A 16,713-nucleotide genomic window follows, 5' to 3' on the forward strand; every position below is an offset into this window, starting at 1 on the left:
GGACCTGGGCGGCGCCGACGTGCATACGCGCCTGTCCGGCGTGGCCGACTACTTCGCGCAGAACGACCACCACGCGCTGAGCCTGGCGCGCAATATCGTGCAGCACCTGAACCGCCGCAAGCCGGACCAGATCCGCCTGCACGAGCCGGTCGAGCCGCTGTACCCGGTGGAAGAACTGTATGGCGTGATCCCCACCGACACGCGCAAGCCCTATGACGTGCGCGAGGTAATCGCGCGCATCGTCGACGGCTCCGAGTTCGACGAATTCAAGGCGCGCTACGGCACCACGCTGGTGTGCGGCTTTGCGCGCATCTGGGGCTACCCGGTCGGCATCGTCGCCAACAACGGCATCCTGTTCTCGGAGTCGGCGCTGAAGGGCGCGCACTTTATCGAGCTGTGCTGCCAGCGCAAGATCCCGCTGGTGTTCCTGCAGAACATCACCGGCTTCATGGTGGGGCGCAAGTACGAGAACGAAGGCATCGCCCGCAATGGCGCCAAGATGGTGACCGCGGTGGCGACGGCGCAGGTGCCCAAGTTCACGGTGATCATCGGCGGCTCGTTCGGGGCCGGCAACTACGGCATGTGCGGGCGTGCCTATTCGCCGCGCTTCCTGTGGATGTGGCCGAACGCGCGCATCTCGGTGATGGGCGGCGAGCAGGCGGCGAGCGTGCTGGCGACGGTGCGCCGCGATGGTATCGAAGCGAAAGGCGGCAAGTGGAGCGCGGAAGAAGAGGATGCGTTCAAGCAGCCGATCCGCGACCAGTACGAGCACCAGGGCCACCCGTACTACGCCAGCGCGCGGCTGTGGGACGACGGCGTGATCGATCCCGCGCAGACGCGCACGGTGCTGGGGCTGGGCCTGTCGGCCAGCCTGAACGCGCCGATCGAAGACATGAAATTCGGCGTGTTCCGTATGTAGCGCCGTCACGGCATCGTCGCTGTCTGCTTTACTGGTTTCATGGCTTCATCGGTTTCATCGGTTTTTTGGCTGCTACTTCCATGCGTTGCGTGACCCGTCTGCTTTCCTGCCTTGCCACGGTGCTGGCCTTGCTGCCGGCGCTGCCGGCGCCGGCGCAGACCGGGGCCGGCACCGGGCAGGCCACGCCGCGCATGCGTTTCACCGAGCAGGTGGTGATGCTGCCCAAGGCCGCGATACCGTCGCGCATCGACCTGGAAGCGACGGTGTTCAAGCCGCCGGGAGAAGGGCCGTTCCCGCTGGTGGTGATCAACCACGGCAAGGCGCCGGGCCGGCCTTTCATGCAGGGGCGCGCGCGCTTCGCGGCGCAGAGCGCCGAGTTCCTGCGCCGCGGCTACGCGGTGGTGCTGCCGATGCGGCAGGGTTTTGCGCGCTCGGGCGGCGCCTACGTGGGCGGCAGCTGCGACATCGAGGCCAACGGCATGATGCAGGCCGACGACGTGGTGGCCGCGCTCGACTACATGGCCACGCTGCCCTATATCGACATGGAGCGCATCGTGGTGATCGGGCAATCGCACGGCGGGCTGACCACGATGGCCTTCAGCACCATCGGCTATCCCGGCGTGCGTGGCGTGGTCAACTTTGCCGGCGGGCTGCGCAACCTGAATTGCGCGGACTGGGAAGACCGGCTGGTCGACGCCTTCGCGAGCTATGGCAGCTCCGCGCGCTACCCGTCGCTGTGGGTGTACGGCGACAATGACAGCTACTGGCCGGTGCCATTGCCCGGCCGCATGTTCAACGCATACAAGGCGCAGGCCAAGGGAGAAGCGGCCAGGGCCTGGCTGGTCGACGTGGGCGACTTCGGCAACGACTCGCACCGGCTGTTCAGCGCGCGCGAAGGCATCCCGCTGTGGCTGCCCGAGGTCGCCGCATTTTTCCACTCGCTCGGCCTGCCGTTCGAGACCGGCTCCTGAGCCGCATCCGCCAATCATTCAGACATCCGCCAACGGAGCGAACCATGGAATTCACCACCCTCACCGTCAATATCGCCAACCACGTCGCCACCGTGACGCTGAACCGGCCCGACGTGCGCAATGCCTTCAACGAGACCGTGATCGCCGAAGTCACCGGCGCCTTCCGCGCGCTCGGCGACATGGACGAGGTGCGCGCCATCGTGCTGGCCGGCAATGGCCCGGCCTTCTGCGCAGGCGCCGACCTGAACTGGATGAAGAAGATGGCCGGCTACTCCGATGACCAGAACCGTGCCGATGCGCTGACGCTGGCGCAGATGCTGCATACGGTGTGGTCGTGCCCGCGCCCGGTGATCGCGCGCATCCAGGGCGACACCTATGCCGGCGGCATGGGGCTGGTTGCCGCGTGCGATATCGCGGTCGCCGCCGAGCACGCGCATTTCTGCCTGTCCGAGGCGCGCCTGGGGCTGCTGCCCGCCACCATCAGCCCCTACGTGATCCGCGCCATGGGCGAGCAGGCGGCGCGCCGCTACTTCATCACCGCCGAGCGCTTCGACTCGGCCGAGGCGCTGCGGCTCGGCTTCGTGCACGCGGTGGTTCCGGCCGAAGCGCTCGACGCCAAGGTGGCCGAGCTGGCGGCCGCGCTGGTCGGCAACAGCCCGAACGCCGTGCGCGAGAGCAAGCGCCTGGTGCAGGAAATCGCGGGGCGGATGATCGATGACGACCTGCTGGCGGATACGGCTGACCGGATCGCGAAGATCCGCGCGTCGGAGGAAGGGAAGGAAGGGGTGCGGTCGTTCCTGGAAAAGCGGTCGCCGTCGTGGCGGCCGGCCTGAGGCTTTAATCCAACCGAGTGTTTGCGCCCCTCTCCCGCGTGCGGGAGAGGGGAGCCACGTTGCAGCACACCGGAAGCTTGCAGCTCCGAAAAAAAGCTCGCCGAATTTTGCGTGGAGATCGCGGCACGCTAAGCGCAAGACTGGTGCTTCATCCCGATAACATCCTCTAATTCCTGTTAAACCACCCCCAAATCAAGAAATTCGGCAACATTGCCAACCCCAAGGAGACATCCCTAACATGACCCTCCCAACCCGTCCGCCAACGTCGCGTACCCGGTCCAGCCGGCAGCGCCAGACACCCGGGCGGTCAACAAAGGAGGGCTACCTTGGATCACCTGTCCCTTTCCCCAGGCGGCGCGCAGTCGCTGGGCCAGCGCAGCCGCAACGCGGTCTGGCACCCCTGCACCCGCCTGCGCCCCGATGACGACGCCCTGCCGCTGGCGATCGTGCGCGGCGAAGGCCCGTGGCTGTTCGATGCCGACAGCCGCCGCTATTTCGACGCCACCAGCTCGTGGTGGGTCAACCTGTTCGGCCACGCCAACCCGCGCATCAACGCCGCGCTGGCGAGCCAGCTGGAGACGCTCGAGCATGTGATGCTCGCCGGCTGCACGCATGCCCCCGCGGTGGAGCTGGCCGAGCGCCTGTCCGCGCTGAGCGGCGGCGCGCTCGGCAATGTGTTCTACGCCTCGGATGGCGCCTCGGCGGTCGAGATCGCGCTGAAGATGAGCTTCCACTACTGGCGCAACACCGGACTGCCGGCCAAGCGGGAGTTCGTCTGCCTGCGCAACGGCTACCACGGCGAGACCGTGGGCGCGCTCGCGGTGACCGACGTGGAGATCTTCCGCGACGCCTACGACCCGCTGATCCGCCGCGCCCACGTGGTGATGTCGCCCGACGCGCGCCAGGCCTTGCGCGGCGAATCGGCCGCCGACGTGGCCGCGCGCGCGCTGGCGGAGCTGGAAACGCTGCTGCGCGAGCGCGCCGGCCAGATCGCCGCGCTGATCGTCGAGCCGCTGGTGCAGGGCGCCGCCGGCATGGCGATGCATGACCCGTCCTACCTCGACGGCGCGCGCGCGCTGTGCGATCGCTACCGGATCCACCTGATCGCCGACGAGATCGCGGTCGGCTGCGGCCGCACCGGGACCTTCTTCGCATGGGAGCAGTCGCGCGGCGAAGCCGCGGCCGAGACGCCGCTGCCCGCGCATGCGTGGCCCGATTTCCTGTGCCTGTCCAAGGGCATCAGCGGCGGCTACCTGCCGCTGTCGCTGGTGCTGTCGCGCCCGGAAATCCAGCGCGCCTTTGTTGCCGACGAACTGGCGCGCAGCTTCCTGCATTCGCACTCATACACCGGCAACCCGCTGGCCTGCCGCGCCGCGCTGGCCACGCTCGACCTGTTTGAGCAGGACAACGTGATCGGTCAGAACCGCGAGCGCGCCCGCTGGCTGGCCGACGCGATGGCGCCGCTGGCCGCCGACGCGCGCCTGCAGCACGTGCGCCAGCGCGGCCTGGTCTGGGCCGCCGATGTGCGCGACGACGTGGCCGGCGCCGATTTCTCATCGCGCTTCCACCATGCCGCGCGCGCGCGCGAGCTGCTGGTGCGCCCCATCGGCAACACGCTGTACGTGCTGCCGCCCTATGTCTTCGATGCCGCGCAGGCAAGCTGGCTGGGCCAGCAATTGCTGGCCACGCTCGACGATGTCACCACCGGCGCGGAGGTCCGCCATGCTGCTTGAACAACTGAAACAGGCCGCCGCACAGCGCCAGCAACTGGCGCTGACGCGCCGCCGCCGCATCGCCCATACCGCGTGCGCGCCGCACCAGGCCGTGGGTGCCGCCGATGCGCAGCCACAGCCGCTGCTGACTTTCTGCAGCAACGATTACCTCGGACTGGCCAACCACCCGGAGGTGATCGCCGCGCTGGCGGAAGGCGCGCACCGCTACGGCGCCGGCAGCGGCGCTTCGCACCTGGTCAGCGGCCATTCGCTGGCGCATGCGCAGCTGGAGGAGGAACTGGCACGCTGGTTCGCGCCGCAAATCCCGCATGCGCAGACGCTGTATTTCTGCACCGGCTACATGGCCAACATGGCGGTGCTGACCGCGCTGGGCACGGCGGGCGCGACGCTGTTCTGCGAATCGCTCAACCATGCCTCGCTGATCGACGGCGCCCGGCTGGCGCGCGCCGACGTGCAGCGCTACCCGCATTGCGACACCGTCGCGCTGGAAGCGCTGCTGGCGGCGAGCACCAGCGAGCGCAAGCTGATCGTCACCGACAGCGTGTTCAGCATGGACGGCAACGTCGCGCCGCTGCGCGAGCTGCTGGCACTGGCGGAGCGCTACGACGCGTGGATCATCGTCGATGACGCGCATGGCTTCGGCGTGCTGGGCGAGCAGGGCCACGGCGTGCTGGAAGCGCTGGGGCTGTCGTCCGAGCGCTTTATCTACATCGGCACGCTCGGCAAGGCCGCCGGCGTGGCGGGCGCGTTCGTCGCCGCGCACGAGACCGTGATCGAGCACCTGGTCAACACCGCGCGGCCATACATCTACACCACGGCCGCGCCGCCGGCGGTAGCGCATGCGCTGCTGGCCAGCCTGGCGATCATCGAAGGCGAGGAAGGCCGGCAACGCCGCGCGCAACTGGCGCGCTGCATCGCGCTGCTGCGCGAAGGCCTGGCGCGGCTGGCGGCCAGCGCGGGTTGGTCGCTGGGCGAGAGCCAGACCGCGATCCAGCCGCTGATCATCGGCGATAACGCCGCGTCGCTGGCGCTGTCGGCGGCGCTGGAAACCGGCGGCATCCGCGTCGGCGCGATCCGGCCGCCGACCGTGCCGGAAGGCACCGCGCGGCTGCGCATCACGCTGTGCGCCGCGCACGACGAGGCCGATGTGCAACGGCTGCTCGACGCGCTGTCCGAGGCGATGCCGCGCAAGGAGGCTGCATGACCGCGCCGCGCAATTTCGCCTGCTTCGTCACCGGTACTGATACCGGCGTCGGCAAGACCCACGCCAGCGCCACGCTGCTGCATGCGTTGAAGGGCGCCGGCTACCGCAGCGCGGGCATGAAGCCCGTCGCCAGCGGCAGCGAATGGCGCGATGGCCACTGGCACAACGACGACGTGGCGCAGCTGCGCGCCGCCAGTTCGGTGACGGTGCCGCTCGGCCATACCTGCCCGTTCCTGCTGCGCACACCGTGCTCGCCGCATCTGGCCGCGGCGCGGGAAGGGGTGCGCATCACCCGCGCGCCGATCCGCGCTGCCTTCGACGCGCTGCGCCGGCAGGCCGACGCTGTGGTGGTGGAGGGCGTGGGCGGCTTCCACGTCCCGCTGGATGCCGGCGCGGTGCGCTGGAGCACCGCCGACCTGGCCGTGATGCTGGGCCTGCCGGTGGTGATGGTGGTCGGCATCCGCCTCGGCTGCCTCAACCACGCCGTGCTGACCGCCGAAGCGATCCGCGCGCGCGGCCTGGTGCTGGCCGGCTGGATCGCCAACCGGGTCGACCCCGACCTGCTGCTGGCCGACGAGAACATCGCCACGCTGCATGCATCGCTGGACGCGCCGTGCCTGGGCGAGCTGCCGTGGCAACTCGACCCCGCCGCCTCAGCAGGGCGCCTCGACCTCGCGCCGCTGTTCGCCGCCACCGCCAGATCCCGGGCCGAGGCCGCCGGCCTCGCCGCCTGAACCACAATCCGACTGAAAACAACATGACCCAAGCCCACACCGTTACCACCATCTCCGCCGAATCGCTGCGCCAGACTGCCCGCCAGCATGCATTGCCCGACGACGCCAAATGGCGCGTCGACGACGTTGCCGCGCTGTTCGCGCTGCCGTTCAACGACTTGCTGTTCCGCGCCCAGCAGGTGCATCGCGAGAATTTCGACGCCAACACCGTGCAGCTCTCGACTCTGCTGTCGATCAAGACCGGCGGCTGCGAAGAGGATTGCGGCTACTGCCCGCAAAGCGCGCACCACGACGCCGGCGTCAAGGCCGAGAAACTGATGGCGCTGGACGAGGTGCTCGACGCCGCGCGCGCCGCCAAGGCCAACGGCGCCACGCGTTTCTGCATGGGCGCCGCCTGGCGCAGCCCCAAGGACCGCCACCTCGAGCCGGTGATGGACATGGTGCGCGAGGTCAAGGCGATGGGCCTGGAGACCTGCGTCACGCTGGGCATGCTCAAGGCCGAGCAGGCGCAGCAGCTAAAGGAAGCCGGGCTGGACTACTACAACCACAACCTGGATACCTCGCCCGAGTTCTACGGCAAGATCATCACCACGCGCACCTACCAGGACCGGCTCGACACCATCGGCCATGTGCGCGACGCCGGCATCAACGTCTGCTGCGGCGGCATCGTCGGCATGGGCGAATCGCGCGAGGCGCGCGCCGGCCTGATCGCGCAGCTGGCCAACATGGACCCGTACCCGGAGTCGGTGCCCATTAACAACCTGGTCCAGGTCGAAGGCACGCCGCTGGCCGGCACCGAGGCGCTGGACCCGTTCGAATTCGTCCGCACCATCGCGGTGGCCCGCATCACCATGCCCGGAGCGATGGTGCGCCTGTCGGCCGGCCGGGAAGCCATGGACGAGGCGCTGCAGGCGCTGTGCTTCATGGCCGGCGCCAATTCCATCTTCTACGGCGAAAAGCTGCTGACCACCGGCAACCCGCAGGCAGATCGCGACCGCGCCCTGCTGGCCCGGCTCGACATCCGCGCGGAGGGTTACGCGGGGTAGTTGAGCGGGATGGTCTCGCGGCAAGGTTACGTGAGATAGCGACGCGGAATTAACCCATTGGACACCTCCCCGCCGTAAGATGCCGATAACGGCATAACAAGGAGGGAGCCATGTTCAGCAAGATCCTGATTGCCAACCGCGGCGAGATCGCCTGCCGCGTGGCCGCTACCTGCCGCCGGCTCGGCATCCGCACCGTCGCGGTGTACTCGGATGCCGACGCCGATGCCCGCCACGTCGCCTTCTGCGACGAGGCCGTCCATATCGGCGGCGCCGCCGCGCGCGACAGCTACCTGCGCGCCGACCACATCATCGAGATGGCGAAGGAGACCGGCGCCCAGGCGATCCACCCGGGCTACGGCTTCCTGTCCGAGAACGAAGCCTTCGCCGAGGCCTGCGCCGCGGCGGGGCTGGTCTTTATCGGCCCGCCGGCCTCCGCGATCCACGCGATGGGCAGCAAGAGCGCGGCCAAGCAGCTGATGGAAAAGGCCTCGGTGCCGCTGGTGCCCGGCTACCACGGCGAAGACCAGGACCCGGCGCTGCTGCGCCGCGAGGCCGACCGCATCGGCTACCCGGTGCTGCTCAAGGCCAGCGCGGGCGGCGGCGGCAAGGGCATGCGCGTGGTCGAGTCGGGCGATGGCTTCGAGGCCGCGCTGGCGTCGGTCAAGCGCGAGGCCAGCGCCAGCTTCGGCGACGACAAGGTGCTGGTCGAGAAGTACCTGACGCGCCCGCGCCATATCGAGATCCAGGTATTTGCCGACACCCACGGCAACTGCGTCTACCTGTTCGAGCGCGACTGTTCGGTGCAGCGCCGGCATCAGAAGGTGCTGGAAGAGGCGCCCGCGCCGGGCATGACCCAGGAGCGCCGCCGCGCTATGGGCGAGGCCGCCGTGGCCGCCGCCAAGGCGGTGGGCTATGTCGGCGCCGGCACGGTAGAGTTCATCGCCAACCAGGACGGCTCTTTCTACTTCATGGAGATGAACACGCGCCTGCAGGTCGAGCATCCGGTCACCGAGATGATCACCGGACAGGACCTGGTCGAATGGCAACTGCGCGTCGCCGCCGGCGAGCCGCTGCCGCTGACGCAGCAGCAACTGCGCATCGACGGCCACGCGCTGGAGGCGCGCATCTACGCCGAGAACCCCGACAAGCAGTTCCTGCCCTCCACCGGCACGCTGCGCTTCCTGCGCACGCCGCCGGCGGTGCAGTTCATGCGCGGCGAGGACGCCCATGGCCCGGCGGGCATCCGCATCGATGCCGGCGTGCGCGAGGGCGACACCATCAGCCCGTACTACGACCCGATGATCGCCAAGCTGATCGTCTGGGGCAAGGACCGGGACGAGGCGCTGGCGCGGATGCGGCAGGCGCTGGCGGCGTATCACGTGGTCGGACTGTCGACCAACGTGGCGTTCCTGCAGCGGCTGGTCAAGTCCGAAGCGTTCCGCACTGCTGATCTGGACACGGGGCTGATCGATCGCAACGAGAAGACCCTGTTCCCGCCGCCGGCCCCGGTCGGCATGGAGATTATCGCGCTGGCGGTCGCCGCACTGCTGGACCGCGAAACGCGCGAGCGCCGCATCGACGCTGCCGACCGGCATTCGCCATGGACTCACGGCGGCGCCTGGCGGCTCAACAGCGGCGCGTCGCGGCAACTGCGCTTCGGCTATGGCGACCAGGTGCTCGACGTGACGCTGCAGGTCAATGCGCGCGGCAGCACGCTGGCCTTCGCCGGACAGTCCGTGCCGTTCTCCGCGGTATGCAAGGCCGACGATATCCGAATCGACCTCGGCACGCGCCGCGTGCATGGACATGTTCATGCTGAGGCGGACGACTTCCACGTGTTCTCCGCGGGCCGCCAGGTGCTGCTGGGCTGGATCGATCCGCTGTCCCACGCCGGCGAGGCCGAAGGCGAGGGCGGCAAGCTGACCGCGCCGATGCCGGGCAAGGTCATCGCCGTGATGGTCGAGGCGGGCAGCACGGTCACGCGCGGCACGCCGCTGCTGGTGATGGAAGCAATGAAGATGGAACACACCATCAGCGCGCCGGCCGACGGCGTGGTCAGCGAAGTGCTCTACGGTGTTGGCGAGCAGGTCACCGAAGGCGCCCAGTTGCTGGCGTTCGGTACCTGATACTTTTACGGAGATCCGGCAGATGCATGCGGACAAGGTCAAGGTCGTTGAAGTCGGCCCGCGCGACGGCCTGCAGAACGAGAAGAATCTGATCCCCACCGAGACCAAGGTGGCGTTGATCGACCAGCTCACCGACGCGGGCTTTCCCAATATCGAAGTGGCATCGTTCGTCTCGCCGAAGTGGGTGCCGCAGATGGCTGACGGAGCGCAGGTCATGGCCGCGATCAGGCGGCGCCCCGGCACCATCTACTCCGCGCTGACGCCGAACATGAAGGGCCTGGAAGGCGCGCTTGCAGCAGGCGCCGACGAGGTCGTGATCTTCGGCGCGGCCAGCGAGGCGTTCTCGCAGAAGAACATCAACTGCTCGATCGCCGAGTCGATGGCGCGCTTCGAGCCCGTGGCCGCGGCCGCCAAGGCGAAGGGCGTGCGGCTTCGCGCCAGCGTGTCGTGCGCACTGGGTTGTCCTTACCAGGGCGAGGTGCCGGTCGATGCCGTGGTCGACGTGGTCCGGCGCATGCGAGAGCTGGGCTGCGACGAGATCGATATCGCCGACACCATCGGTGTGGGCACGCCAGACAAGGTGAAGGCCGTGATGCTGGCCGCGGCCACGGAATTCCCGCTGGCGCAGCTATCCGGGCATTTCCACGATACGTATGGGCATGCGCTGGCCAATGTCGAGGCGAGCCTGGAGGTGGGCATCCGCATTTTCCATGCTTCTGTCGCCGGGCTTGGCGGGTGCCCGTATGCGAAGGGCGCGACCGGTAATGTGGCGACCGAGGCTTTGCTGCAGCGCCTGTCGAGCCTGGGGATGGAGACCGGGGTAGATCTGGACAAGGTCATTGCCGCTGCCGGAATGATCTCCAGGGCCATCGGCAAGCCGGTGCTGCAGTAACGCAAGCGCTCTTGAGGCGGAACGCTTGTCTCATATTGAGACACCTCCCGCCTCATCCTGAGACACCCGCCGCAAACCTGCCTCACAACGCTTGAATTCGCCCGGGGGCTCTCTTAAAGTACCTCTCCAGTTCGCGCCGCCGCCACCACTGCAGCACCGCGCGGCGCGCATAGATGACCCGGCCGCAACGACGGCCAGGCTGGCCACCGGCATCGCCGCAGACCGCTTCCTCGCGGCACCGCGCGACGCCGACCACTGGAGACAAGGCAATGCCCCCCGCACCGACAAGCCTGCTTTGCGATGCCAACGTCGCGCGGCGGGACTTCCTCGATGGCAAGGATGTGCCCGCCGGCGTCGTGTCCGACCTGATCGTGCGCTCATGGCAGCGAGCCGCGCGCGCGGGCGTGCGTCCCGAGCAGCGCATGCTGTTTTCGGATGTGATCACGCACAGCGAAGTCCGCCGCAGCGAAGAAGAGAACCGCACGCTGATCGAACTGGCCGGCGCCGACATGGAGGTGCTGGCCGGCGCCTTTCCGTCGCAGCAATGGATCGTGCTGTGCACCAATGCCGCGGGCGTGATCGTGTCCTCCCACGGGCGCCTTGGCGCTGGGCCTGGCGGGCCGTCGCCACTGCAGCATGGCCGGCGCATTTGCGAGACCGGCATCGGCACCAATGCGCCAGGGTGCCTGCTGGCGGAGGGCGGCAGTGCCGTCGAAATCCGTCGCGGCGAGCATTTCCTGCACGAACTGGTCGACGTGGTCTGCGCGGCCGCGCCGATCTATGACTGCCATGACCGCCTGATCGGCGTGCTCGATATCACCGGCTTCGGCGTCGACTTGCCGGCCTACGCGATCAACCATGTGCGCGCGGCGGCCACGTCGATCGGCAATCGCACCTTTGAGCGGCTGCCCGGTTGCTGCATCGTGCGCCTGCACCACGACCGCCGCATGCTGCATACGCCGGCGGAAGGCATCGTGGCGGTGTCCGCCGACGGCGTGATCGTGGCGGCAAACCATACCGCCCGCGACATGCTGCGGCTCGGCAGCGCCGAGATCGGCGCGATCGATCTCGGCAGCGTCTTTGCCGAAGGCATGCATGGCCCCGGAGGCGCGGTGCAAAGCGTCGTGCGCACGGTCGCCGGCGCGCGCCTGCATGTCTCGGCGAGCGAAACCCAACGTGCGCGTTCCCGTGGCGCCACGCCACGCGCCGAGGACGCCGGTCCGCTGGCCGGCCACCTCATTGCCGATGCCACGCTGGCGCGCGCCTTCGACAAGGCCAGCATGGCGGTCGGCGCGCAGGTGCCGGTGATCCTGCTGGGCGAGACCGGCACCGGCAAGACCATGCTGGCGCGCGCGCTGCATGAGGCCAGCCGGCCGGACGGCAATTTTGTCTCGATCAACTGCTCGGCTATTCCCGAAGGGCTGGCCGAAGCCGAGCTGTTCGGCTATGCCGACGGCGCCTTTACCGGCAGCCGCCGCGGCGGCAGCGCGGGCAAGATCGAGCAGGCCAACCATGGCACGCTGTTCCTCGACGAGATCGGCGACATGCCGCTGGCACTGCAGACCCGGCTGCTGAGCGTGCTGCAGGAGCGCTGCGTCACGCGCGTCGGCGCGGCCAAGCCGATCCCGGTCGACCTGTCGGTAATCTGCGCCACGCACCGCAGCCTGCCGGAACTGGTGCGGCAGGGCGCCTTCCGTGAAGACCTGTATTTCCGCATCAACGGCATGGCGATCCGCGTTCCGGCGCTGCGCGACCGCACCGACCTGCCCGAGCTGATCGCGGCGATGCTGCAGACGCTGGCGCGCGGCCGGCGCAAGGCGCTCGATGCCGATGTGATGGCGCTGCTGATGTCGCATGCCTGGCCCGGCAATGTGCGCGAGCTGCACCAGGTGCTGCGCACTGCGGTGGCGCTGTCTGGCCTCAGCGAGGAAATCCGGCGCGAGCACCTGGACGAAAGCTGGCTGGATGGGGCAACGCGCGTGGCAGTGACTGACATCCTGCCCGCGGCGGGCCAGCCGATGCTGCTGGCGCAGGCGCAGGACGCGCTGATCCAGCGCACCCTCGACGAGCTCAGCGGCAACCGCTCCGAAGCCGCGCGCGCGCTCGGCATCTCGCGCGCAACGCTGTACCGCAAGATGGCGCGCGCCAAGATCCGCTAGACCGGTCCGCCGATCCCTCATGACCCCCGCCCGCCACGCCGTGGCGGCGGGGGTTTTTCCTTGATGGCGTGTCTTGCCTGTATCGAGACATTGGATCAGATTGCGACACACAGGGGCAGCGTCGCAACCACGCTGCCATGCGCAACTGGCGCAAGACAAGCGCAGGTGCGCGATTTGTGCGGCAGGCACGCCGCTTGCGTTGCAGGGCATCGCATTCCAACCAGGGAACAACATGAGGAGACAAGCGATGCACGGCAATGCAGGACTGCTGATCAACGGAAAAATCGTGCAGGGCAGCGCCACGCTCGACGTGGTCAACCCCGCCACCGGCAAGGTGTTCACCACGGTGTCGCGCGCCACCGAGCGCGAGGCTGCTGCGGCGGTCGCCGCCGCCAAGGCCGCGCAGCCGGGCTGGGCCGCGCTGGAACTGCCGCAGCGGCGCGCGCTGCTGCTGCGCTTCGCCGATGCGCTGCACGGCAACGCGGAGGACCTGGCCGCCACGCTGGTGCTGGAGCAGGGCAAGCCGCTGGCCGAGGCGCGTCAGGAACTGCAGTTCGCCGAAGCCTTCGTGCGCCATATCGCCGGGCTGGAGCTGCCGGTATCGCTGGTGCAGGACGACGCCACCCACCGCATCGAGCTGCACCACAAGCCGCTGGGTGTGGTGGCCGCCATCGCGGCATGGAATTTCCCGGTGCTGATCGCTGCCTACAAGCTCGCGCCGGCGCTGCTGATGGGCAATACCGTGGTGCTCAAGCCCGCGCCGACCACGCCGGTGGCAACGCTGCAGCTCGGGGCGATCCTGTCCGACCTGCTGCCGCCGGGCGTGGTCAACATCATCACCGATGCCAATGACCTGGGCAGCTACCTGACCTCGCACCCCGACGTGGCCAAGGTCTCGTTCACGGGCTCGACCGCGACCGGCAAGAAGGTGATGGCAAGCGCCGGCCCGGGGCTGAAGCGCATCACGCTGGAACTGGGCGGCAACGACGCGGCCATCGTGCTCGACGATGCCGACGTGGCGGAAATCGCGCCGAAGATCTTCGGCAGCGCTTTCTACAACTGCGGGCAGGTATGCCTGGCGCTGAAGCGGCTGTACGTGCATGCCTCGGTCCATGACGCGCTGTGCGACGCGCTGGCCGACCTGGCCGGGCGCACGGTGGTAGGCAATGGCGCGGAAGCCGGCGTCACGATGGGCCCGCTGCAGAACGCCATGCAGTACGACAAGGCCGGCCGCTTCCTGGCCAGCGCGCGCCGCGACGGCAAGATCCTGGCGGGTGGCGCCTTGCTCAAGGGCGATGGCTACTTCGTCGCCCCGACCATCGTGCGCGACCTGACCGACCAGAGCGAGCTGGTGACCGAGGAGCAGTTCGCGCCGATCCTGCCGGTGCTGAAGTTCGACAGCATCGACGAAGCCGTGGCGCGCGCCAACGGTACGCCGTATGGGCTGGGTGGCTCGGTGTGGTCCAGCGACGAAGAGCGCGCCTATGGGGTGGCGTGGCGTCTCGACGTGGGTACGGCATGGGTCAACCACCACCTGCATTTCGGCCCGCACATCCCGCTGGTGGGCGCCAAGGAGTCCGGCGTCGGCGTGGAATTCGGGCCGGAAGGGCTGGCCGAGTATGCGCAACTGAGCGTGATCAATATCGCGCGCGCGCAGGCCTGCTGACGCGGCCACGCCCGCTGCGCGGCGGGCGACACAGGCAAGAAGAAAACCGGAAGTCGCGCAGCGCGACCGCGTCTATGCGGGTGGCAACGGCGTCGCCGGCGGCAACCTGGATTCGGACGTAGGCATTGTTCGCTATGGGCGCTTCATGGAGGTCGGTGTTCTGACACGCCAAATCAATTAAGAAGACAGAGGAGACCAAGATGCATAGCAACAAGCAACGCCTGCTGGTGAGCATGGTGGCCGCGGCCAGCGTGGCGCTGCCGGCGCCGATGGCATTCGGCGCCGAAGGCAACGCCGCTCCCCGCCCGGCAAAAAAGGCGCACAAGCCGGCGAACGCCGCCGCGCGCGTGGACGGCGCCGCGATCCGCGCCAACGAGGCCGGCACGCCGAACTGGCCCAGCTACGGCCTGGATTACGCCGAGACCCGCTTCAGCAAGCTCGAGCAGGTCAACGCGGGCAACGTCAAGGACCTGGGGCTGGCCTGGTCCTACGACCTGGAATCGACGCGCGGCGTGGAGGCGACGCCGCTGGTGGTCGATGGCGTGATGTACGTCTCCGCACCGTGGAGCGTGGTGCATGCCATCGACGCGCGCACCGGCAAGCGCCTGTGGACCTACGACCCGCAGGTACCGCGCGACCAGGCCTACAAGGGCTGCTGCGACGTGGTCAATCGCGGCGTGGCGCTGTACCAGGGCAAGGTCTTCGTCGGCGCGTTCGACGGCCGGCTGGTGGCGATCGATGCCGCCACCGGCAAGAAGGTGTGGGAGCAGGACACCATCGTCGATCGCAGCAAGTCCTATACGATCACCGGCGCGCCGCGCGTCTACAAGGGCAAGGTGATCATCGGCAACGGCGGCGCAGAGTACGGCGTGCGCGGCTACATCACCGCCTACGATGCCGAGACCGGCAAGCAGCAATGGCGCTGGTACACGGTTCCGGGCGACCCCGCCAGGCCCTTCGAGAACGAAGCCATGGCAAAGGCCGCGGCCACCTGGGACCCCAGCGGCAAGTACTGGGTCAACGGTGGCGGCGGCACGGTCTGGAACACCATGGCGTTCGACCCCGGCCTGAACCTGATGTACATCGGCACCGGCAACGCCGGCCCGTGGAGCCGCAAGCTGCGCAGCCCGAAGGGCGGCGACAACCTCTACGCGGCCTCCGTGGTGGCGCTGAACCCGGACACTGGCGAATACGTCTGGCACTACCAGGAAACCCCGGGCGACAACTGGGACTACACCTCGACGCAGGACATCATCCTGGCCGACCTGAAGATCGACGGCCAGCCGCGCAAGGTGATCCTGCACGCGCCCAAGAACGGCTTCTTCTTCGTGATCGACCGGACCAATGGCAAGTTCATCTCGGCCAAGAACTTCGTCGACGTCAACTGGGCCTCGGGCTATGACAAGGACGGCCGGCCGATCGAGACGCCGCAGTCGGACACTTCGGGCAAGCCGGCGGATATCGTGCCGGGGCCGTTCGGCGCGCACAACTGGCATTCGATGTCGTTCCACCCGAAGCTGGGGCTGGCCTTTATCCCGGCGCAGCACGTGCCGCTGACGCTGGCCGACAACAAGGAGTGGGCCCACAACCAGAAGGACTCTCCCGAGGCGCATCGCGGCGTGGGCTGGAACCTGGGCATGCTGGTCAATGCCGAGCCCCCCAGGAGCAAGCCGATGGGGCGGCTGATCGCGTGGGACCCGCTGGCGCAGAAGGCGGTATGGCACCAGGACCATGCCGGCCCGTGGAACGGCGGCACGCTCGCGACCGCCGGCAACCTGGTGTTCCAGGGCACGGCGGACGGGCGGCTGGTGGCGTATCACGCCGGCACCGGCGAGAAGCTGTGGCAGGCGCCGACCGGCTCCGGCGTGGTGGCGGCGCCGGTGACCTACCTGCTCGACGGCAAGCAGTATGTGTCGGTGGCGGTGGGCTGGGGCGGCGTGTATGGCCTGAGCCAGCGCGGCAGCGACAGGCAGGCGCCGGGACGGGTCTACACCTTTGTGCTCAACGGCAAGAAGCCGATGCCCGAGTCGGCGCCCTACGCGATGGCGCCGCTGCTGAGCGGGGTGAAATACGACCCGGCCAAGGTCGCCAACGGGCAGAAGCTCTACGTCAACAACTGCGTCTTCTGCCATGGCGTGCCGGGTGTCGACAAGGGCGGCAATATTCCCAACCTGGCCTATGTCGGCGCGCCGATGATCGAGCACCTGGACAAGATCCTGTTCAACGGGCCGTTCGTGCAGAAGGGCATGCCGGATTTCACCGGCAAGCTGACGGCGGAGGACGTGGTCAAGATCCAGGCATTTATCCAGGGCACCGCCGACGCGGTGCGGCCGAAGAAGCCCTGACGGAAGTGCGCGCGCGGGCCGGCACTGGCCCGCGCGCTTCGTGCACGCCAAAGTGGCTGTTCGCCAAATCGGAATTGTTTGGGGC

The 16,713-nt window shown here is 68.5% G+C and carries 12 protein-coding genes; all 12 read left to right on the forward strand.

Going from position 1 to position 16,713, the window contains the following annotated elements:
- The coding region (locus E1J61_RS33390; RefSeq protein WP_305791069.1) for a carboxyl transferase domain-containing protein at positions 1–919 on the forward strand (919 nt) is incomplete at its 5' end.
- 80 nt (positions 920–999) lie between these two features.
- Complete coding sequence (locus E1J61_RS33395; protein WP_133098113.1) at positions 1,000–1,890, forward strand: dienelactone hydrolase family protein; 891 nt, start codon at positions 1,000–1,002, stop codon at positions 1,888–1,890.
- A 44-nt stretch (positions 1,891–1,934) separates the two neighbouring features.
- Entirely contained in the window at positions 1,935–2,723 is a 789-nt protein-coding gene (locus E1J61_RS33400) for an enoyl-CoA hydratase/isomerase family protein (protein ID WP_133098114.1), read from the forward strand.
- 326 nt (positions 2,724–3,049) lie between these two features.
- Positions 3,050–4,456, forward strand: coding sequence for an adenosylmethionine--8-amino-7-oxononanoate transaminase (bioA, locus tag E1J61_RS33405; RefSeq protein ID WP_133098115.1), 1,407 nt, complete (start codon positions 3,050–3,052; stop codon positions 4,454–4,456).
- Positions 4,446–5,660, forward strand: coding sequence for an 8-amino-7-oxononanoate synthase (gene bioF, locus E1J61_RS33410; RefSeq protein ID WP_133098116.1), 1,215 nt, complete (start codon positions 4,446–4,448; stop codon positions 5,658–5,660). Before bioA ends, bioF begins: the two co-directional genes overlap by 11 nt.
- Positions 5,657–6,394, forward strand: coding sequence for a dethiobiotin synthase (bioD, locus tag E1J61_RS33415; RefSeq protein WP_133098117.1), 738 nt, complete (start codon positions 5,657–5,659; stop codon positions 6,392–6,394). The genes bioF and bioD overlap by 4 nt, the downstream gene beginning before the upstream one ends.
- 23 nt (positions 6,395–6,417) lie before the next feature.
- On the forward strand, positions 6,418–7,440 hold the full coding sequence (gene bioB / locus E1J61_RS33420) for a biotin synthase BioB (RefSeq protein ID WP_133098118.1): 1,023 nt from the start codon (positions 6,418–6,420) through the stop codon (positions 7,438–7,440).
- A 110-nt stretch (positions 7,441–7,550) separates the two neighbouring features.
- On the forward strand, positions 7,551–9,566 hold the full coding sequence (locus tag E1J61_RS33425; RefSeq protein ID WP_133098119.1) for an acetyl/propionyl/methylcrotonyl-CoA carboxylase subunit alpha: 2,016 nt from the start codon (positions 7,551–7,553) through the stop codon (positions 9,564–9,566).
- Between the two features lie 22 nt (positions 9,567–9,588).
- A complete protein-coding gene (locus tag E1J61_RS33430; RefSeq protein WP_133098120.1) occupies positions 9,589–10,458 on the forward strand; it encodes a hydroxymethylglutaryl-CoA lyase in 870 nt (289 codons plus the stop codon).
- Positions 10,459–10,727: 269 nt separating this feature from the next.
- Positions 10,728–12,617, forward strand: a complete 1,890-nt coding sequence (locus tag E1J61_RS33435) for a sigma-54-dependent Fis family transcriptional regulator (protein ID WP_133098121.1) — start codon at positions 10,728–10,730, stop codon at positions 12,615–12,617.
- Positions 12,618–12,864: 247 nt separating this feature from the next.
- Complete coding sequence (locus E1J61_RS33440) at positions 12,865–14,283, forward strand: aldehyde dehydrogenase family protein (protein WP_133098122.1); 1,419 nt, start codon at positions 12,865–12,867, stop codon at positions 14,281–14,283.
- Positions 14,284–14,483: 200 nt separating this feature from the next.
- On the forward strand, positions 14,484–16,628 hold the full coding sequence (locus E1J61_RS33450; RefSeq protein WP_243737085.1) for a PQQ-dependent dehydrogenase, methanol/ethanol family: 2,145 nt from the start codon (positions 14,484–14,486) through the stop codon (positions 16,626–16,628).
- Positions 16,629–16,713: the final 85 nt, after the last annotated feature.

Source organism: Cupriavidus sp. L7L, from assembly GCF_004353535.1.
Classification (GTDB): domain Bacteria; phylum Pseudomonadota; class Gammaproteobacteria; order Burkholderiales; family Burkholderiaceae; genus Cupriavidus; species Cupriavidus oxalaticus_A.

Bases quoted from the DNA above. Each gene is read 5' to 3' on its own strand.
- E1J61_RS33395 (WP_133098113.1), top strand. From the start codon at position 1,000: ATGCGTTGCGTGACCCGTCTGCTTTCCTGCCTTGCCACGGTGCTGGCC.
- E1J61_RS33400 (WP_133098114.1), top strand. From the start codon at position 1,935: ATGGAATTCACCACCCTCACCGTCAATATCGCCAACCACGTCGCCACC.
- bioF (WP_133098116.1), top strand. From the start codon at position 4,446: ATGCTGCTTGAACAACTGAAACAGGCCGCCGCACAGCGCCAGCAACTG.
- bioD (WP_133098117.1), top strand. From the start codon at position 5,657: ATGACCGCGCCGCGCAATTTCGCCTGCTTCGTCACCGGTACTGATACC.
- bioB (WP_133098118.1), top strand. From the start codon at position 6,418: ATGACCCAAGCCCACACCGTTACCACCATCTCCGCCGAATCGCTGCGC.
- E1J61_RS33425 (WP_133098119.1), top strand. From the start codon at position 7,551: ATGTTCAGCAAGATCCTGATTGCCAACCGCGGCGAGATCGCCTGCCGC.
- E1J61_RS33430 (WP_133098120.1), top strand. From the start codon at position 9,589: ATGCATGCGGACAAGGTCAAGGTCGTTGAAGTCGGCCCGCGCGACGGC.
- E1J61_RS33435 (WP_133098121.1), top strand. From the start codon at position 10,728: ATGCCCCCCGCACCGACAAGCCTGCTTTGCGATGCCAACGTCGCGCGG.
- E1J61_RS33440 (WP_133098122.1), top strand. From the start codon at position 12,865: ATGCACGGCAATGCAGGACTGCTGATCAACGGAAAAATCGTGCAGGGC.
- E1J61_RS33450 (WP_243737085.1), top strand. From the start codon at position 14,484: ATGCATAGCAACAAGCAACGCCTGCTGGTGAGCATGGTGGCCGCGGCC.